Source organism: Bradyrhizobium sp. S3.12.5, assembly GCF_040548225.1.
Classification (GTDB): domain Bacteria; phylum Pseudomonadota; class Alphaproteobacteria; order Rhizobiales; family Xanthobacteraceae; genus Bradyrhizobium; species Bradyrhizobium cytisi.
The window spans coordinates 168,289-185,751 of the sequence record NZ_JBEPRF010000003.1 but is presented as its reverse complement, the minus strand read 5'-3'; the positions used below and the strand labels follow the sequence as shown (position 1 = coordinate 185,751).

General features: G+C 64.3%; 17 protein-coding genes and 1 other RNA gene. 4 read left to right on the top strand and 14 right to left on the bottom strand.

Translation table 11 applies throughout. The annotated features are described in order from the left end of the window. Positions 1-21 precede the first annotated feature (21 nt). Both ABIC09_RS04970 and miaA read right to left on the bottom strand, forming a co-directional pair. On the bottom strand, positions 22-1,797 hold the full coding sequence (locus ABIC09_RS04970) for an acetolactate synthase 3 large subunit (RefSeq protein ID WP_354034168.1): 1,776 nt from the start codon (positions 1,795-1,797) through the stop codon (positions 22-24). A 330-nt stretch (positions 1,798-2,127) separates the two neighbouring features. Next, on the bottom strand, positions 2,128-3,069 hold the full coding sequence (gene miaA, locus ABIC09_RS04965; RefSeq protein WP_354108578.1) for a tRNA (adenosine(37)-N6)-dimethylallyltransferase MiaA: 942 nt from the start codon (positions 3,067-3,069) through the stop codon (positions 2,128-2,130). A gap of 11 nt (positions 3,070-3,080) precedes the next feature. On the opposite strand from miaA, the gene serB reads away from it, so the two are divergent. Continuing rightward, a complete protein-coding gene (gene serB, locus ABIC09_RS04960) occupies positions 3,081-3,986 on the top strand; it encodes a phosphoserine phosphatase SerB (RefSeq protein WP_354108577.1) in 906 nt (301 codons plus the stop codon). Between the two features lie 125 nt (positions 3,987-4,111). Here the strand turns inward: serB and ABIC09_RS04955 are convergent, their stop codons facing one another. The 12 genes from ABIC09_RS04955 to ABIC09_RS04900 all read right to left on the bottom strand — a co-directional run bounded on the left by ABIC09_RS04955 (position 4,112) and on the right by ABIC09_RS04900 (position 14,829). Beyond that, positions 4,112-5,623 carry a Do family serine endopeptidase gene (locus tag ABIC09_RS04955; protein WP_354034177.1) on the bottom strand — a complete coding sequence of 504 codons (1,512 nt, stop codon included), beginning with the start codon at positions 5,621-5,623 and terminating at the stop codon, positions 4,112-4,114. A 144-nt stretch (positions 5,624-5,767) separates the two neighbouring features. Then, positions 5,768-5,974 carry a DUF2065 domain-containing protein gene (locus ABIC09_RS04950; protein ID WP_057747247.1) on the bottom strand — a complete coding sequence of 69 codons (207 nt, stop codon included), beginning with the start codon at positions 5,972-5,974 and terminating at the stop codon, positions 5,768-5,770. A gap of 71 nt (positions 5,975-6,045) precedes the next feature. Beyond that, complete coding sequence (gene hflC / locus ABIC09_RS04945) at positions 6,046-6,942, bottom strand: protease modulator HflC (protein ID WP_148754175.1); 897 nt, start codon at positions 6,940-6,942, stop codon at positions 6,046-6,048. Then, the gene (gene hflK / locus ABIC09_RS04940) at positions 6,939-8,075 is read right to left on the bottom strand and encodes an FtsH protease activity modulator HflK (RefSeq protein ID WP_148754174.1); all 1,137 of its coding nucleotides are present in this window, start codon (positions 8,073-8,075) and stop codon (positions 6,939-6,941) included. The genes hflC and hflK overlap by 4 nt, the downstream gene beginning before the upstream one ends. Before the next feature lie 160 nt (positions 8,076-8,235). Continuing rightward, the gene (locus ABIC09_RS04935) at positions 8,236-8,751 is read right to left on the bottom strand and encodes a dihydrofolate reductase (protein WP_148754173.1); all 516 of its coding nucleotides are present in this window, start codon (positions 8,749-8,751) and stop codon (positions 8,236-8,238) included. Then, a complete protein-coding gene (locus ABIC09_RS04930) occupies positions 8,751-9,236 on the bottom strand; it encodes a GNAT family N-acetyltransferase (RefSeq protein ID WP_354108576.1) in 486 nt (161 codons plus the stop codon). Before ABIC09_RS04930 ends, ABIC09_RS04935 begins: the two co-directional genes overlap by 1 nt. Positions 9,237-9,241: 5 nt before the next feature. Next, on the bottom strand, positions 9,242-10,036 hold the full coding sequence (locus ABIC09_RS04925) for a thymidylate synthase (RefSeq protein ID WP_354108575.1): 795 nt from the start codon (positions 10,034-10,036) through the stop codon (positions 9,242-9,244). Positions 10,037-10,206: 170 nt separating this feature from the next. Further along, positions 10,207-11,190, bottom strand: a complete 984-nt coding sequence (locus ABIC09_RS04920) for a tripartite tricarboxylate transporter substrate binding protein BugD (protein WP_354108574.1) — start codon at positions 11,188-11,190, stop codon at positions 10,207-10,209. Positions 11,191-11,314: 124 nt separating this feature from the next. Next, positions 11,315-12,829, bottom strand: coding sequence for a tripartite tricarboxylate transporter permease (locus ABIC09_RS04915; RefSeq protein WP_148754169.1), 1,515 nt, complete (start codon positions 12,827-12,829; stop codon positions 11,315-11,317). A 7-nt stretch (positions 12,830-12,836) separates the two neighbouring features. Then, positions 12,837-13,598, bottom strand: coding sequence for a tripartite tricarboxylate transporter TctB family protein (locus ABIC09_RS04910; protein ID WP_354108573.1), 762 nt, complete (start codon positions 13,596-13,598; stop codon positions 12,837-12,839). A 95-nt stretch (positions 13,599-13,693) separates the two neighbouring features. After that, the gene (locus ABIC09_RS04905) at positions 13,694-14,224 is read right to left on the bottom strand and encodes a chromate transporter (RefSeq protein ID WP_354108572.1); all 531 of its coding nucleotides are present in this window, start codon (positions 14,222-14,224) and stop codon (positions 13,694-13,696) included. Continuing rightward, positions 14,221-14,829, bottom strand: coding sequence for a chromate transporter (locus tag ABIC09_RS04900; RefSeq protein ID WP_354083423.1), 609 nt, complete (start codon positions 14,827-14,829; stop codon positions 14,221-14,223). The genes ABIC09_RS04905 and ABIC09_RS04900 overlap by 4 nt, the downstream gene beginning before the upstream one ends. 84 nt (positions 14,830-14,913) lie before the next feature. Between ABIC09_RS04900 and ssrA the strand changes: the two genes are divergently transcribed. From ssrA to fumC, 3 genes are all read left to right on the top strand, one after another. After that, positions 14,914-15,289, top strand: a transfer-messenger RNA (tmRNA) gene (ssrA, locus tag ABIC09_RS04895). A gap of 114 nt (positions 15,290-15,403) precedes the next feature. After that, positions 15,404-15,922, top strand: coding sequence for an SspB family protein (locus ABIC09_RS04890; RefSeq protein ID WP_354108571.1), 519 nt, complete (start codon positions 15,404-15,406; stop codon positions 15,920-15,922). Positions 15,923-16,010: 88 nt separating this feature from the next. Further along, the gene (gene fumC, locus ABIC09_RS04885; protein ID WP_148754164.1) at positions 16,011-17,444 is read left to right on the top strand and encodes a class II fumarate hydratase; all 1,434 of its coding nucleotides are present in this window, start codon (positions 16,011-16,013) and stop codon (positions 17,442-17,444) included. Positions 17,445-17,463 lie beyond the last annotated feature (19 nt).

Genomic DNA, 17,463 nt, shown 5'->3' with positions numbered 1-17,463 from the left:
CTGAACCATCGTTCCGCTAACTCACACCAGCGCCTTGCCGCCGGCGAACGCCTTGGCCGTGGCTTCGTCGTTGGCCTGCTCCGGCAGCAGCATCTCGTTGTGCGCCTTGCCTGAGGGGATCATCGGGAAGCAGTTTTCGAGCGCCGCGACGCGGCAGTCGAACAGCACCGGGCGCTTGACCGAGATCATCTCCTTGATGGCGCCTTCGAGATCGCCAGGCTTGGTGACCTGTAGACCGACGCCGCCATAGGCTTCCGCGAGCTTGACGAAATCCGGCAGCGCCTCCGAGTAGGAATGCGACAATCGGTTGCCGTGGAGCAGCTGCTGCCACTGCCTCACCATGCCCATGTACTGGTTGTTCAGGATGAAGATCTTGATCGGCAGCTCGTACTGAACCGCCGTCGACATCTCCTGCATCGTCATCTGCACCGAGGCGTCGCCCGCGATATCGATGACGAGGCTGTCGGGATGGGCGACCTGCACGCCGATCGCGGCCGGCAGGCCGTAGCCCATGGTGCCGAGACCACCCGATGTCATCCAGCGGTGCGGCTCCTCGAAGCCGTAGAACTGCGCCGCCCACATCTGATGCTGACCGACTTCGGTCGTGATGTAGGTGTCCTTGCCGCGCGTCAGCTCGAACAGGCTCTGGATCGCGTGCTGCGGCAGGATCACATCGTTGCTCTTCTTGTAATAGAGCGAGTTGCGGGCGCGCCACTGCGCGATCTGCTGCCACCAGGTCTTGACGTCGGGCTTCTTCGCCTCGGCCTTGAACACCTGCAGGATATCGCCGAGGATGTTGCCGCAATCGCCGATGATCGGCACGTCGACGCGGATGTTCTTATTGATCGAGGACGGATCGATGTCGATGTGGATCTTCTTCGAGTTCGGCGAGAACGCATCGACACGGCCAGTGATGCGGTCGTCGAAGCGCGCGCCAACGCACAGCATGACATCGCAGTCATGCATGGTCATGTTGGCTTCGTAGGTGCCGTGCATGCCGAGCATGCCGAGCCAGTTCTTGCCCGACGCCGGATACGCACCCAGGCCCATCAGCGTCGAGGTGATCGGGAAGCCCGTGACCTCGACCAGCTCGCGCAGCAGCTTCGTTGCCTCGGGACCGGAATTGATGACGCCGCCGCCGCTATAGATCACCGGACGCTTGGCGCCCGCGAGCAGTGACACGGCCTTGCGGATCTGCGTCGCATCGCCCTTCACGCGCGGCGCATAGGAGCGGTGCACGTCGGACTTGCGCGGCGGATGATAGGTGCCGGTCGCGAACTGCACGTCCTTGGGAACGTCGACGAGCACCGGGCCCGGACGGCCCGTGGTCGCAACGTAGAACGCCTCGTGCAGCACTTTTGCGAGATCGTTGACGTCGCGCACCAGCCAATTGTGCTTGGTGCAGGGGCGCGTGATGCCGACGGTGTCGCATTCCTGGAATGCGTCGTTGCCGATCAGGTGCGTCGGCACTTGGCCGGAGATGCAGACCAGCGGGATCGAATCCATCAGCGCGTCGGTCAGCGGCGTCACCATGTTGGTGGCGCCGGGACCGGAGGTCACCAGCGCAACGCCGGGCTTGCCGGTCGAGCGTGCGTAGCCCTCGGCGGCATGGCCCGCGCCCTGCTCATGGCGGACCAGGATGTGCTGGACCTCGCTCTGCTGGAAGATCTCGTCGTAGATCGGAAGCACTGCGCCGCCGGGATAGCCGAAAATGTCGGTCACGCCGTGATCGATGAGCGCGCGGACGATCATCGCGGCGCCGGTCATCTGGTTCGGATCGTGGCTCTTGTCGCTCATTGGCTTGCTCCGGATGCGCTGTTGTCAGCGGCTTCGTTCGTGTCTGATTCGGGAAATAAAAAAGGCCCCGAAGAGGGACCCTGCACACCGCCTGTCATGTGGATGGCAGCTAGCCACCCCCGGCGGTGTGCCTGGGTACGACGACGATAAGGAGGTTGGTAATAATATTACGCATGGCAGGCGCTCAGCTTCCCAAAGGTTGCGCGAAACATAACGACCAAAGCCCCGATGTCAAGGCAAAGCGGCCGTTCCCGCGCGATTTTGGCAATGTAGCGTTGTTCCCGGGGTTCGGCGAGAGGTAAAATCGAGAACTCGAGCACAAAAGCGCGTTTAGCGGGAGGCTCGGGCCGCGTTGGCGGCGCCCGCGAGCCATCCCCTCGCCTCGTCCGGCTTCACCCACTCGAATTCGGGAAGCTGGTGCCGGAACCAGGTGAATTGCCGCTTGGCATAGTGGCGTGTGTCGGCCCGGCCGATCATCGCGGCGTCCTCCAGACTGAGCTCACCACGCAGCTGCCGGATCAGCGCAGGCACGCCATGAGCCTTCATGGCCGGCAGCAGTGGGTCCAGGCCGCGGGCGGCGAGCTGCTCGATCTCGGTCAGGGCACCGGCGGCCAACATGGCGTCGAAACGGGCGTCGATGCGGGCATAGAGCTCGTCGCGCTCGGGCGCGAGAAACACCGCGCGAAAACTGTCCTTCGGCAGCAGCGGCGGCTGGCCCTCATGGTGCCAGTCGAGCAGCGAACGGCCGGTCGCCTCGATCACTTCGAGCGCACGCGCGATCCGCGTCCGGTCGCGGAGATTCAGTCGTTCGGCCGCACGCGGATCGCGGCGCGCGAGTTCCGCATGCAGCACCTCGACGCCGTTCCGCTCCAATCGGGCACGTACGTCCTCTCGTATTTCCGCAGCGATCGGCGGCACCACCGAGAGACCCGCCGTCAGCGCCTTGAAATACAGCCCGGTGCCGCCGATGAAGATCGGCAGGCGGCCCTCAATCCGCGCTTCTTCGAGCGCCTTCGCGGCATCAGCCACCCAGGCGCCGGCGGAAAAGTTCACGGCCGCATCGACATGGCCATAGAGGCGATGCGGAATGCGCGCCTCCTCATCCTGCGTGGGGCGCGCCGTGATGATGCGGAGGTCGCGATAGACCTGCATGGAATCGGCATTGATGACGATTCCGCCCGCGCTCAGCGCAAGCTCCAGCGCCAGCGCCGACTTGCCGCTGGCGGTCGGGCCTGCGATAAGCACGGCCTTGCTCGAATGCCTCTCGCTCACGAAAACCTCAAATGTCCCTCGTCGCCACGCTGATCTGCAACCCAAACAATCCCGCCCTCGACTCGACCATCGTCGACGGCGCCCGCGCTGTGCTGCCGCAAGCGGCACCCGCGCACTGGCTGTTCGACGGGGTTGCGGTCGACATTCCCTTCGGCGCCGACAGTAACCTCGAAGGCGACCGTCACGCCATCGAAGAGCGGTTGCGCGAGCTTCGCGGCGACCTGCCCATCGACATCGTGGTGCAGCCTGCCGGCGTCCGGCGCAAGAAGCTTTTTCTCGCCGACATGGATTCCACCATGATCGGCCAGGAATGCATCGACGAGCTGGCCGATCTCGTCGGGATGAAGGCCCACGTGGCCGCCATCACCGAGCGCGCAATGCGCGGCGAGATCGAGTTCGAGCCGGCGCTGCGCGAGCGCGTCGCGCTACTGAAGGACCTCCCTGCCGGCGTCGTCGACAAGGTGGTGGCCGAACGCATCACGCTGACACCGGGCGGCCGCGAATTGGTCGCGACCATGCGCGCCCACGGCGCCTATACCTGTCTCGTCTCCGGCGGCTTCACCCTGTTCACCAGCGCGGTCGCCGCCAGGATCGGCTTCCAGGAGAACCGCGCCAACGAGCTCGTCGTGCGCGACGGCAAGTTCACCGGCGAAGTGAAGGAGCCGATCTTGGGCCGTGCGGCCAAGCTCGCGACGCTGGTGGATCTCATGGATTCGTTCGATCTCGACGACATCGACTCGGTCGTGGTCGGCGACGGCGCCAACGACCTGGCGATGATCCAGGCGGCGGGCTTGGGCGTGGCGTATCACGCCAAACCGGCAGTAGCTGCAGCGGCAGCGGCGAGGATCGATCACGGCGATCTCACCGCGCTGCTGTATGCGCAGGGGTACAAGCGCGAGGAGTTTGTCGAGGGGTAGCGAACGCGGAGCCGCCGTAGGGTGGGCAAAGGCGCACTTGCGCCGTGCCCACCACTCTTGCTGCGACGGTAAAAAGGATGGTGCGCACGCTTTCGCTTTGCCCACCCTACAGGACGTTGCCTCGACTACTGCACGCTCAGCGCCACAAAGCGCAGCTCGCCGTCGCCGTTCGAGACCAGCAGCAGCGCGGACTTCTTGCCGTCCTTCTTGAGCTGCTCGATCCGCTTCTGGATATCGGCGCCGCTCGCGACCGCTTCCTGCGCGACTTCGACGATGACGTCGCCGGCGGAGAGCCGCTTCTCGGCAGCATCCGAATTGGCGTCGACATTGGTGACGACCACGCCCTTGACGGTGTCCTTGATCTTGTAGCGCGTGCGTAGATCCTTGTTCAGCACGGCGAGATCGAGGCCGAGCGCCTTCTGCGTCACCAGCTTCTCCGGCGGCGGCTCGTCGGTCTTTACGGCGGCCTGCACCTTGTCGGGATCCTGCAGGCGGCCGAGCGTGACCTTCTTGGTCTGCTCCTCGCCTTTGCGGATGATGACGACGTCGACCTCCTTGCCGACCGCGGTGTCGGCGACGACGCGAGACAGGTCCTTTGGGTCCTTGACGTCCTTGCCGTCGAACTTGACGACGACGTCGCCCGGCTCGATGCCGGCCGGCTTGGCCGGACCCTTGTCGTCGATGCCGGCCACCAGCGCGCCGCGCGCCGGCTTGATGTTGAGGCTCTCGGCAATCTCGTCTGTGACGCTCTGGATGCGCACGCCAAGCCAGCCGCGACGCAATTCGCCGAACTGGCGGAGCTGGTCGACGACGCCTGCGACCGTCTTCGACGGCACGGCGAAGCCGATGCCGATCGAGCCGCCAGAGGGCGAGATGATCAGGGTGTTGACGCCGATGACGTCGCCTTCGAGGTTGAACAGCGGGCCGCCGGAATTGCCGCGATTGATCGCGGCGTCGGTCTGGATGTAGCTGTCATAGGGCCCCGAGGAGATGTCGCGGTTCTTGGCCGAGACGATGCCCGCGGTCACCGTGCCGCCGAGACTGAACGGGTTGCCGATCGCCACCACCCAGTCACCCAGGCGCAGCTTGTCGGAGTCGCCGAACTTCACCGAGACAAGCGGCTTCGGCGGCTTGAACTTCAAGACGGCAAGATCGGTCTTCTTGTCGACACCGACGAGGTCAGCCTTGATCTTGGTGCCGTCGTTGAGAATGACGTTGATCTCGTCGGCATCGGCGATGACGTGGTTGTTGGTCACGACGACACCGGAGGTGTCGATGATGAAGCCGCTTCCGAGCGAGTTGGTCTTGCGCGGCGGGCCGCTGCCGTTATCACCGCCCTTGCTGCCGCCGCCGGGTCCTTTCCTGTTCTTGAAGAAGTCATCGAAGAATTCCTCGAAGGGCGAGCCGGGCGGCAGTTGCGGCATGGTGTTGCTGCCGCCGCCCTTGGCCTCGACCGTCTGCGAGGTCGAGATGTTGACGACCGCGTCGATCACCTTCTCGGCGACGTCGGCGATGCCCTCCGGTCCGCGCGCCTGCGCCGGCGAGCCGAACACGCTGAAAGCGCCGACGGCGAGCGCGGCCAGCCCAAACCGCGCATGTTGGCGCAAGCGGGTCGTGACAATGGTGGCAGCGGTCATTGTGGTCTCCAGGGAATAAGGATTCGGCCTCAAGACTGCGCTCGAACGGGGGCACGGCGCAAGCGCGTAGCTTAACGGGCCTCAAGACTCGAATAATACGGCGAAAACCCGCCTCCCGCCTTCACTTTGGCGTTGGCTGTGCGGCTAGATCGGCCGTCGCATCACCCAGATCAGGATCAGGCCGGCCACGGCCGAGCCGATCCCGACCGCCCGCAGGATATTGTCCGGCGTGGCGATGGCGCTTTTCATGGCCTTGCGCATCCAGTTCGGACTGGCCGCGAACATCAAGCCTTCCAGCACAAACAAGATGCCTAAGCCGATGAGGAAGTCGGCGAACGCAATGGACCTCATCGGATTGGAACCTCCCGTGGTGCTGTTCTTGTCTGGACGAAGGGCGGCCAAACCTGCCGCCCTTGTCTAGCTTACGGTTTCGCCGGCGTCCCGGTCGCCGTCTTGCCGGACGGGTTACCAAAATACCGGAAGAAATCCGAGTCCGGCCGCAGCAGGAAGCGGGTGTCGTCCTTCTTCAGTCCGTTCTCGTAGGCCGTCATCGACCGGTAGAAAGCGAAGAAGTCAGCATCCTTGCCATAGGCTTCGGCGAACAGGCGGTTGCGCTCGGCGTCACCCACGCCGCGCGTCTGCTCGGCGGTCGAGTTGGCTTCCGCGATGATCACCGTCGCTTCACGATCGGCCTTGGAGCGGATCTCCTGCGCCTTCTGGCCGCCCTGCGCGCGGAACTCGGCTGCTTCGCGCTGACGTTCGGTCTGCATGCGCTGGTAGACCGCCTGGCTGTTCTGCTCAGGAAGATCCGCACGGCGGATCCGGACGTCGACGACCTCGATGCCGTAGCCGTCGGCCTCGTGGTCGAGCTGCTCGCGGATGCGTCCCATCAGCTTCTCGCGCTCATCACGCACCACGGTGATGAAGTTGACCTCGCCGAGCACGCGGCGCAGCGCTGCGTTCAAGAGCGAAGTGAGCTGGAGGTTCGCCGCCTGGATCGAGCCGACGCTCTGATAGAAGCGCAGCGCGTCCTTGATGCGGTAGCGCGCAAAGGCGTCGACCACGAGCCGCTTCTGGTCGGAGGCAATGACCTCCTGCGACGGGTTTTCCAGGTCGAGGATGCGCTTGTCGATGTTGATCACGGAGTTCCAGGGTGCCTTGAAGTGCAGCCCGGGGTCAGTGACGACGTCCACCGGCTTACCGAATTGCAGCACGATGGTCTGCTCGGTCTGTTGCACCGTGAACAGCGACATGTAGGCGACGATCATCACCAGCAGCAACGCAAGCAGCGCGACAATGCCTGTAACCGGAGACCTCATCGTGTGCCTCCGCTCGACTGCTGACCCGTCGTGGTGGGCCGCTTGGTCGTCAATTCGTTGAGCGGCAGATAGGGCACGACGCCCTGGCCCGAGGAGCCTCCGTCATAAATCAGCTTCTCGGAGCCACCGAGCACCCGCTCCATCGTCTCCAGATAGATCCGTTCACGCGTCACGTCGGGCGCCTTCTTGTATTCCTCGTACACCTTCAGGAAGCGGGAGCTCTGGCCCTTGGCCTCGGCAACCGCCTGCTCCTTGTAGCCTTCGGCCGCCTGCACGATCTGCGCCGCGCGGCCTCGCGCGTCCGGCACGACCTTGTTGGCGTAGGTCTGGGCTTCATTCTGCAACTGCTCGAGATTGGCGCGCGCCGCCTGCACGTCGCGGAACGCGTCGATCACCTGTGCCGGCGGATCGACCTTCTGCATCTGCACCTGGGCGATCTGGATGCCCGCGCCGTAGCCGTCGAGCGTCCTCTGCATCAAATCCTGCACGGTGGTCTCGGTCTGCGTCCGCGCGCCGGTCAGGATCGGCTGGATATTGGAGCGGCCGATGACCTCGCGCATCGCGCTTTCGGCGACCGCCTTCACGGTGCCCTCGGGGTTCTGGATGTTGAACAGGAAGTTGCCGACGCCGTTGGGCTTGATCCGCCACAGCACGGTGAAGTCGACATCGACGATGTTCTCGTCGCCGGTCAGCATCAGGCTCTCTTCCGGCACGTCGCGGATCGAGCGGCCGCGGCGGGCGGGATCGTCGATCAGGGTCATGCCGATGGAAATGGTCGACACGCGCAGCGCCTTCGGCAGCAGCACTGTCTCGATCGGATAGGGCAGATGGTAGTTCAGCCCGGGGTCCACGGTGCGCACGTGCTTGCCAAAGCGCAGCACGACGCCCTGTTCTTCAGACTGCACCCTGAAGAAGCCCGACAGCAGCCAGAGCGCGACGATGATGAGCAGGATCAGCGTGATGCCGATGCCGGAGAAATAGCCGCCCGGCATGATCTGCTGCAGCCGGTCCTGGCCACGCCGCAGAAGGTCCTCCAGATCCGGCGGCCTCGGCCCGACCGGTTGTGGGCCTGTGCCCCATGGTCCTTTCGGACCCGAGCCCCATGGGCCACCGCCCTGATTCTTCCACGGCATTCGACGCTCTCCTCGGCAGGCCGGGACTAGAACTTAAGCCGGCCCGCATTGTCCGGTCCGGCTTTATAGGGGACCGAAAGGACCCTTACAACGCAAGCCTAACCGACCCACGAGCTATGCTCGGGGGCGGAAAAGTCAATGTAAACATTGGCGAATGCAGTTAATGGGACCGCCGCCGACGATATGTCACATAGGAGAAGTCGGCGCTGTCGTCGGGGCCGGCGGGATGGCGGACGCGCCCGGTCTCATCCCACCGCGCCCTGTCGATGTCGAAATGCGTGTCGCCGTCGGGCCGCGCATGCACTTCCGTGATCTCGAGGCGATCGGCGCGATCGAGCCATTGCCGGTAGATTTCGGCGCCGCCGATCACGGCGATTTCAGCGGCTGAACGCCGCAGGGCATCCCCAAGCGCAACCGCGCCCGCATCCGCCGCCGATGTCGTGACGACAGCGCCGGCGGCGCGATAGGCCGGATCGCGCGTGATCACGATGTTGGTGCGGTTCGGAAGCGGCCGGCGCCCAGGCAAGGATTCAAAGGTCTTGCGGCCCATGATCACGGGCCTGCCGATCGTGAGCGCCTTGAAGCGCGCCATGTCGGATTTCAATCGCCACGGGATCGCGTTGCCGGCACCGATGATGCCGTTCTCCGCAATCGCAACGACGAAGACGATCTCCATCAGGACGCGCTCCCTGCAAGCCGCATCAGCGCAGGACCGGAGACGCGGCACAGCGTCCAGTCGTCCAGCAACGCCGCGCCGAGCGATTTGTAGAACGCGATCGACGGCGCGTTCCAGTCGAGCACCGCCCATTGCAAGCGCGACCAGCCGTTGTCGACGCATTCCTTCGCCAGATGGACCAGCAGCGCCTTGCCGAGGCCCCTGCCCCGATGCGACGGCCGCACATACAAATCTTCGAGATAGATGCCGTGGCGGCCGCTGAAGGTGGAGAAATTGAGGAACCAGACCGCAAAGCCGACCGGCTCGCCGTTCCACTCGGCAATCGCGCAAAACAGCCGCGGGTCGGCGCCGAACAAGGCGTCGGCGATGTCAGCCTCGGTCGCCTCGACCTCATGCGACAGCTTTTCGTACTCGGCGAGTTCGCAGACGAACGAAAGAACGAGCCCGGCTTCGCCCGGACGCGCGCGGCGAATGTTGAGAGACATCGGCGCTAGACCGCGACTGCCGCCTTGATATGCGGATGCGGATCGTAGCCGACGAGCTCGAAATCCTCGTAGCGGAAGGAGAAGATGTCCTTCACGTCGGGATTGATCCGCATCACCGGCAGCGCTCGCGGCGCGCGCGTGAGCTGCAGCCGCGCCTGCTCCAGATGGTTGGAATAGAGATGCGTGTCGCCGAACGAATGCACGAAGTCGCCGGGCTTCAGGCCGGTGACCTGTGCCACCATCATGGTGAGCAGCGCATAGGAGGCGATGTTGAAGGGCACGCCGAGGAAAACGTCGGCCGAGCGCTGGTAGAGCTGGCAGGACAGCTTGCCGTTGGCAACGTAGAACTGGAACAGGCAGTGGCACGGCGGCAGCGCCATCTTGTCGACCTCGGCCGGATTCCAGGCCGAGACGATCAGGCGGCGCGAGTCCGGATTGCGCTTGATCATGTCGACGACATTGGCGATCTGATCGATGCTGCGTCCATCCGGCGCCGGCCAGGAGCGCCACTGATGGCCATAGACCGGGCCGAGATCGCCGTTGGCGTCCGCCCATTCGTCCCAGATGGTGACGCCGTTGTCGCGCAGATATTTGACGTTGGTGTCCCCCTTCAGGAACCACAGCAGCTCATGCACGATCGCCTTCAGCGGCAGCCGCTTGGTGGTCAGCATCGGGAAGCCGGCGGACAGATTGAAGCGCATCTGATGGCCGAACACCGACAGCGTGCCGGTACCGGTCCGATCGGTCTTCTCGGCGCCGTCTGAAAGAATCCGCTCGAGCAGGTCCTGATACTGGTGCATGTGCCAATGAGCCTTTGGGAAGGCGGCAAACTTAACGGCCACCCCCGTGCTACGACAGCGGCGATTCGCTGGTCTCGCCGATTATACCCGGAAAAGTGAGTGTTCTCGGCGCAAACGACAAGGGGCGGAACTAGCGTCCCGCCTCACGCCTATCGGCTTGATTGTACTGATTAACTTGCCGGCTTGAGCACCGGGGTCCACTTCGCGATCTCGGATTTGACGAGGGCGGCGAGCGCCTCCGGCGTCCGTTCCCCAGGGGTGGGAATGACGCTGCCGAGTTCGAGCAGGCGCTTCTTCACGGTCTCGTCGTCGAGCGCCTTGACGGCTGCGGCGTTCAGGCTCGCCAGGATCGCGGGCGAGGTTCCCTTCGGGGCGAACATCGCGTTCCAGGCCTGGGCCTGGAATGTGGTCAGGCCCGCTTCCGCCGTCGTCGGCACGTTCGGCAGCGACGGATTGCGTTCCGGCGTTGCGATCGCATAGGCCTTGATGGTGCCGGCATTGATCTGCGGCACGGCGTTCACGATCTGGTCGCACATGTAATCGACCTGGCCCGCCACCAGCGCGTTCATCGCAGGCCCCGTGCCGTTGAAGGGCACGCCGACCGGCTTGATGTCGAGGATGGAGTGCAGGAGCTCGCAGGACACGTGCGAGACCGAGCCGACGCCGGCATGCGCGGCGTTCACCTTCTCGGCGTTGGTTTTCACGTAAGCGACGAACTCCTTGAGATCCTTCGGCGGGAAATCCTTGCGCGCCAGGATCAGGATCGGCGTGCCCGCCAGCAGCGCGATCGGCTCGAAGTCTTTCTCGGGATGGTAGGCGAGCTTCGGATAGAGCGGCACGGAGGCGGCGTGCGTGCCCATATGCCCGGTGATCAGCGTATAGCCGTCATTGCCAGCACGCGCAGCGCGCGTGGTCGCAGTGGTGCCGCCGGCGCCGACGGCATTCTCGATGATGATGCTTTGTCCGAGCGTCTGCGCCATGTGCGACGTGACGATGCGCGAGATCACGTCGGTCGGGCCACCGGCCGCGAACGGCACGATCATGGTAATGCTGCGGGTCGGATAGGTCTGCGCCTGAACCGGTGCGACAAAGGAGCACAGCGATGCAAGCACGGCTGCGCATGTGCCCGCGGCAAGCGTGCGAATAGACGTCATCTCGATCCCCTTGCCGTTCCCTTGCAACACAAAAATGCCGGCCTCACGGCCGGCATTCTCATTTCACGAAGCTGTCACGCAAGTCGATTGGACTTCCGAATGCGGCGCGCCGACGCAGGCGCGATCAGTTCTCGGATTCGGTGAACACCTCGTCGCGCTTGGCCCGCAAGAAAGGCAACACCGTGAGGACCAGCAGGAAGCCCGCGATCGCCAGCAGCACGGCCGACAACGGACGCGTCAGGAACACGGTCCAGTCGCCGCGCGAGATCAGCAGCGCGCGGCGCAGGTTCTCTTCCATCAGCGGTCCGAGCACCATGCCGAGCAACAGCGGCGCCGGCTCGAAATCGTGCTTGATCAGCCAGTAGCCGACGAGGCCGAACACACCTGCGAGGATGACGTCGACCGGCGCATTGTTCACCGAGTAGATGCCGATCGCGCAGAAGATCACGATCGAGGGGAACATCAGCCGGTAGGGAACGCGCAACAACCGCACCCAGATGCCGACCAGCGGCAGGTTGATGATGATCAGCATCAGATTGCCGATCCACATCGAGGCGATCATGCCCCAGACCAGATCAGGCTGCTTCTGCATCACCTGCGGACCCGGCACGATGCCGTGAATGGTCATCGCGCCTACCATCAGCGCCATCACCGCGTTCGGCGGGATGCCGAGAGTGAGCAGCGGGATGAAGGAGGTCTGCGCTGCGGCGTTGTTGGCGCTTTCCGGAGCCGCTACGCCCTCGATCGCGCCGCGGCCGAACCGCTTCGGATCCTTCGCAAGCTTCTTCTCGAGCGTGTAGGCAGCGAACGACGCAATCACCGCGCCGCCGCCCGGCAGGATGCCGAGGATCGAGCCGAGCACGGTGCCGCGCAGGATCGCCGGCGCCGAGTCGACCAGATCCTTCTTGGTCGGCATCAGGCCGGTGATCTTCTGCTGCACGAGATCGCGGTTCATCTCGGCACCGGCATCGAGGTTGCGGATGATCTCGGCAAAGCCGAACACGCCCATCGCCACCGTCGCAAAGCCGAGACCGTCGGCAAGCTCCGGAATGTTGAAGGCCATGCGCGAGGCGCCGGTCTCGATGTCCGAGCCGACCATCGACAGCAGCAGGCCGAACACGATCATCGCGATCGCCTTCAGCACCGAGCCCTTGGCCAGCACGACCGCGAAGATCAGGCCGAGCACCATCAGCGAGAAATACTCGGCCGGGCCGAACGCCAGCGCGAGCTTGGTCAAGGGCGCACCGAGCACCGCGATGAGCACGGTCGCTACGCAGCCGGCGAAGAACGAGCCGATGGCGGCGATCGCCAGCGCCGGGCCGGCGCGGCCCTGCTTGGCCATCGCGTGGCCGTCGATGGCGGTGACGACCGATGTCGCCTCGCCGGGGATGTTGACCAGGATCGACGTGGTTGAGCCGCCATACTGGGCGCCGTAATAAATGCCAGCGAGCATGATCAGCGCGCCGACCGGCGGCAGTCCGAAGGTGATCGGCAGCAGCATTGCGACGGTCGCGATGGTGCCGATGCCCGGCAGCACGCCGACCAGCGTGCCGACGAGGGCGCCGATCAGGCACATCAACAGATTGATCGGAGAGAATGCGACGGCAAAACCGTGAGCGAGGTTGGCAAAGAGCTCCATGACAGCCTCACTGAGCCAGGAAACGCGGGAACATCGGCATCGGCAACCCGAGCACGTACGGGAATAGAAGTGCGCAGCCGAGCGTCAGGCAGGCGCCGACGATGATCGTTTCGACCCAGCGCGTCTCATGTGTCCCCATCGCCGCGATCAGGAAGCTCACGAACGCCGAAACCACCACCCCAAGCGGACGGATCGCCAAGGCAAAGAAGACGATCGAGGCCATCACGAACAGCGGCCCGCGCCAGGAGTAATGCGCCATCGCCGGTCCATCGGCCAACAGTCCCGTCAATGCGATGCCGGCGCCAAGCGCAACGAGCAGCCCGCCGAACATCCGCGGCGCCGTGCCTGCGCCAAAGGAGAAGCCGCGCATCCCCTGCAAATCGCTCGAGGCCCACAGCGCGAACAGGGCGAGCGCCATCAGAACGATCCCGCCGACATAGTCCTGTGCCGACCTGATCGTCATGAAGATCGTCATGATCGCCACCGCGAACAGCGGATAGGAATAGATCAGCGCCAGCAGCACATCCGATGACGCCTTCTTGGTGTCACCACCGACCGCGCCGAGCAACGCGCCGGGAGCACCCGCGAGCAGCGCAGTGGCATGGCTGATCACGACGGTGGCCGGGCCGCGGCCCACGCCCCAGCCGAAGATGGTTCCTATCGACCAGATGAACTCGAAAATCTGCGGCGCGAGCGCCAGCAGGCAGAACCCGATCGCCACCGAGGTGTTTCGTGTGGCTGTCGCCGAGTGGCCCATTGTATCGGCCATGCATGTCTCCTCCGCGACTCCTAAGTCACGAGCACTGTTGTTCTAATCGGCTGGAAAATGGATCCCCGGCCCGGATCATTGCCTAGCGATTTTCATCACACAATGCCAGCGAAACCCAACAGCCCCCCTGCGAGCAGAAGCCACAGCGGATTGATGCGCGAGACGGAGGCGATCAGGGCAACGGTCGCGGTCAGAAGCAGTGCAGCAATGGTGCGATCGGTCGATTGGGCCAGGATCAGGGCACTCGCCGCCATCAGTCCGATCGATAGCAGAACCAGTGCAGCCTGGATCAGGCCGGGCCAGCGCGATTGGCTCGGCCGGTTCAGGAGCCGGCTGACAAAATAGGCAAGCAGCGCCGTCGGCAGGCACATCGCCAGCGTTGCGGCCAGCGCGCCGGGGATGCCGGCAACGGCATAGCCGATTAGCGTGACGATAAGGACGTTGGGACCCGGCGAGAGCTGCGCTATCGCATAGGCGTCGGCGAACTGCTTGTCGGTCATCCAGTGATGCACATCAACGGCGATGCGGTGCATCTCGGGCACCGCCGCCGCCGCGCCGCCAACCGCGAACAGCGACATCAGACCAAAGATGGAGATCAGCGCCCAGATCGGGTTCTCGCTGGTCATGCTGCTACCTTCCGTCGCATCAGTGAGGTGACGCCGATGCTGAGCGGGATCGCGACCAGTAGCACCGCCTGCAACGGCAGGCGGAGCACGCCGATGGCTGTGAACACCGCGAGCATCAGGATCAGCGCGGCGGCATCCATCCGCTTGAGCAGCGGCGTCATCATCCGGAAGACCACCGCGATCAGGAGGCCGACGGCAGCGCAGGAGATGCCGGCAAGGCTGCGGCGCAGCACATCCACATCGCCGAACCGGGCGTAGATGATCGCGAGCACAGTCATGATCAGCGTCGGTGGCAACAGCAGCCCGGCGAATGCGGCAACGCCGCCCGCGATCCCGCGCAGCCGCGACCCGAACACCATCGACAGATTGACGATGTTGGGGCCGGGCAGGAAGTGGCAGAGCGCAAAGGTCTCGTTGAATTCGTCCGCCGTCATCCAGCGGTGCTGCTCGACGATGGCCCGCCGGGCAAACACCAGGACCCCGCCGAAGCCCGCCAGCGACATCCTGGCAAAGGCCAGAAACAGCGCCCACAGGCTAGGCGGAAGGCCATGAACGGCGGCAGGAATATCCGGCTCTTGGGCGGCCGGTGCTGAATCCGGGGACATGTCAGGAGCTTAGAACGTGGACCTCTTTGCGGCCAAGTCCGTCCGGAACCTATCCAAAGGGAACATCGCCATGGCCGCGCCAAACCCCTGTCTTTCGAAACCTTTGCCCCCTATATTGGGGGTGCCGGTTCGCCGGCTATGGAAATAAACGGTCGTCGCAATAAACCATTCGGACCCGGGGGCGGTACCCGGCGCCTCCACCAAAGCCCACCGATTTTCGGGCTTCAGCCTGCCGAGAGGCGGGTTTTGGCGGGGGCGAAATAGGATCGACGAGGGCGTAAAGGGCGAACTTTTTCCCGGTATTGTTCCGCCGTTATCGGGCTATGCAATAGTTGCCAACGACAACTTTGCTCCGGTTGCTCAGGCTGCGTAACGCAGTTTGAAAGACCATTCTGAAGTCCTAACGGGTTAAGCTCCGTTAGGCGGGGTTCGGAGGCACCTGGCAACAGAAGCCTCCACTTACCTCTGATTTCCTTCCCGGCGGGGACTCCTGCTGACCCGCCAGGCGCGGTACTATTGCGGCTTGGCGAGTCGGGCCGGCAGGGCCCGCCTCCTGGAATGCAACAGGACCACCATGGCGACCGATCATATCCGATACGATGTGCTGGCCCGCGATGCGCTGCGCGGCGTGCTGCGCAAGGTGCTGACCGATGCCGCGGCCCATGGCCTGCCAGGCGAACATCATTTCTTCATCACCTTCCTATCAAAGGCCGAGTGCGTGAAGATCTCGCCGCGGCTGCTCGCGCAATATCCCGAAGAGATGACGATCATCCTCCAGCACCAGTTCTGGGATCTAACCGTGCTCGAGGACCGCTTCGAGGTCGGCCTGTCCTTCGGCGGCATTCCGGAGCGACTGATCGTGCCGTTCAGCGCGATCAAGAGCTTCCTCGATCCGTCCGTGAAGTTCGGCCTCCAGTTCGACACCTCAGATGTCGCCGAGGTGGCGGGCGAGAATTTGCCGGCGACCCCGGCACCATCAGCCGCAGCAGTGCCCGCACCGGCCACTGAAGCTGCGGAGACCGCGGAAGAGCCGACCCCGCCGAACCAGGGTGGCGCCGAGGTCGTGCGGCTCGATCGTTTCCGCAAGAAATGATCCAGGTTGGCCGCGAGACCGTCGCACCCGGCCAAACTCCCTATATAGAAGAGCACATGAGGAGGCCGCGCGGCGTTCGTGTGGCAGAATGGATGTGCTCATGGCCAAAGCTGCCCGCGCGAAGACCGCCCGCCCAGCGACCCGCATCGAGACCGACAGTTTTGGTCCCATCGAGGTCCCCGCCGATCGTTATTGGGGGGCGCAAACCGAACGCTCACGCCAGAATTTTCGCATCGGCATCGACCGCATGCCGATCTCGCTCGTGCATGCGCTCGGCATCGTCAAGCTTGCGGCCGCACAGTCGAATCTCGAGCTTGGCCTGCTCGACAAGCGCCGCGCCAACGCCATCATCCGCGCCGCGCACGAGGTGATCGAGGGCAAGCTCGACGATCATTTCCCGCTTGTCGTGTGGCAGACCGGCTCGGGCACCCAGAGCAACATGAACCTCAACGAGGTCATCGCCAACCGCGCCAACGAGCTGCTCGGCGGCGACCTCGGCAGCAAGAAGCCGGTGCATCCCAACGACCACGTCAACATGAGCCAGTCGTCGAACGACTCTTTCCCGACCGCGATGCACATTGCGGCCGCAAGCCGCGTCACCGCCGATCTCGTCCCCGCCCTCGGCGAGCTGCACCGCGCGCTGCGCAACAAGGAGAAAGAGTTCGCCAAGATCGTGAAGATCGGCCGCACCCACACCCAGGATGCGACGCCGCTGACGCTCGGCCAGGAATTTTCAGGGTATGCCGCGCAGGTCGAGAGCGGCATCGCGCGGCTCAAGGTCGCGGTGAAGGACCTCTATCCGCTGGCGCAGGGCGGCACCGCCGTCGGCACCGGCCTCAACTCCAAGCCGCGCTTCGCAAAGCTGTTTGCAAAGCACGTCGCCGGGATCACGAAACTTCCCTTCACCAGCGCCGCCAACAAATTCGAGGCGCTGGCCTCGAACGATGCCTATGTGCTGGCGCACGGCGCCATCAATTCCGTCGCGACAGGCCTGTTCAAGATCGCCAACGACATCCGCCTGCTCGGATCGGGTCCGCGCTCAGGCCTCGGCGAATTGATCCTGCCGGAGAACGAGCCGGGCTCATCGATCATGCCTGGCAAGGTCAATCCGACCCAATGCGAGGCAATGACCATGGTGTGCTGCCAGGTGTTCGGCAATCACACCGCGATCACGGTCGCCGGCAGCCAGGGCCATTTCGAGCTCAACGTCTACAAGCCCGTGCTCGCCTACAACATGCTGCACTCGATCCGCCTGATGGCGGACGCCGCGCGCTCATTCACCGAGCATTGCGTCAGCGGCATCCGTGCCGACCAGAAGCACATCAAGGATCTGATGGAGCGTTCGCTGATGCTGGTGACCGCGCTCGCGCCGAAGATCGGCTACGACAACGCAGCCAAGGTTGCCAAGACCGCACATGCCAACGGCACCACGCTAAAGGAGGAAGCGCTGCGGCTCGGCTTCGTCTCGGCGGATGAATTCGACCGCCTGGTGCAGCCGGAGAAGATGACGCGGCCTGGATGAATTCCGAATTCCGAATTCC

Excerpts from the sequence above, each read along its gene's own strand:
- ABIC09_RS04905 (WP_354108572.1), bottom strand. The coding sequence starts at position 14,224 with ATGACCAGCGAGAACCCGATCTGGGCGCTGATCTCCATCTTTGGTCTG.
- ABIC09_RS04900 (WP_354083423.1), bottom strand. The coding sequence starts at position 14,829 with ATGTCCCCGGATTCAGCACCGGCCGCCCAAGAGCCGGATATTCCTGCC.
- ABIC09_RS04935 (WP_148754173.1), bottom strand. The coding sequence starts at position 8,751 with ATGGAGATCGTCTTCGTCGTTGCGATTGCGGAGAACGGCATCATCGGT.
- ABIC09_RS04925 (WP_354108575.1), bottom strand. The coding sequence starts at position 10,036 with ATGCACCAGTATCAGGACCTGCTCGAGCGGATTCTTTCAGACGGCGCC.
- ABIC09_RS04955 (WP_354034177.1), bottom strand. The coding sequence starts at position 5,623 with ATGACCGCTGCCACCATTGTCACGACCCGCTTGCGCCAACATGCGCGG.
- ABIC09_RS04930 (WP_354108576.1), bottom strand. The coding sequence starts at position 9,236 with ATGTCTCTCAACATTCGCCGCGCGCGTCCGGGCGAAGCCGGGCTCGTT.
- fumC (WP_148754164.1), top strand. The coding sequence starts at position 16,011 with ATGGATGTGCTCATGGCCAAAGCTGCCCGCGCGAAGACCGCCCGCCCA.
- ABIC09_RS04890 (WP_354108571.1), top strand. The coding sequence starts at position 15,404 with ATGGCGACCGATCATATCCGATACGATGTGCTGGCCCGCGATGCGCTG.
- ABIC09_RS04950 (WP_057747247.1), bottom strand. The coding sequence starts at position 5,974 with ATGAGGTCCATTGCGTTCGCCGACTTCCTCATCGGCTTAGGCATCTTG.
- ABIC09_RS04915 (WP_148754169.1), bottom strand. The coding sequence starts at position 12,829 with ATGGAGCTCTTTGCCAACCTCGCTCACGGTTTTGCCGTCGCATTCTCT.
- serB (WP_354108577.1), top strand. The coding sequence starts at position 3,081 with ATGTCCCTCGTCGCCACGCTGATCTGCAACCCAAACAATCCCGCCCTC.
- ABIC09_RS04910 (WP_354108573.1), bottom strand. The coding sequence starts at position 13,598 with ATGGCCGATACAATGGGCCACTCGGCGACAGCCACACGAAACACCTCG.
- hflK (WP_148754174.1), bottom strand. The coding sequence starts at position 8,075 with ATGCCGTGGAAGAATCAGGGCGGTGGCCCATGGGGCTCGGGTCCGAAA.
- ABIC09_RS04920 (WP_354108574.1), bottom strand. The coding sequence starts at position 11,190 with ATGACGTCTATTCGCACGCTTGCCGCGGGCACATGCGCAGCCGTGCTT.
- ABIC09_RS04970 (WP_354034168.1), bottom strand. The coding sequence starts at position 1,797 with ATGAGCGACAAGAGCCACGATCCGAACCAGATGACCGGCGCCGCGATG.
- hflC (WP_148754175.1), bottom strand. The coding sequence starts at position 6,942 with ATGAGGTCTCCGGTTACAGGCATTGTCGCGCTGCTTGCGTTGCTGCTG.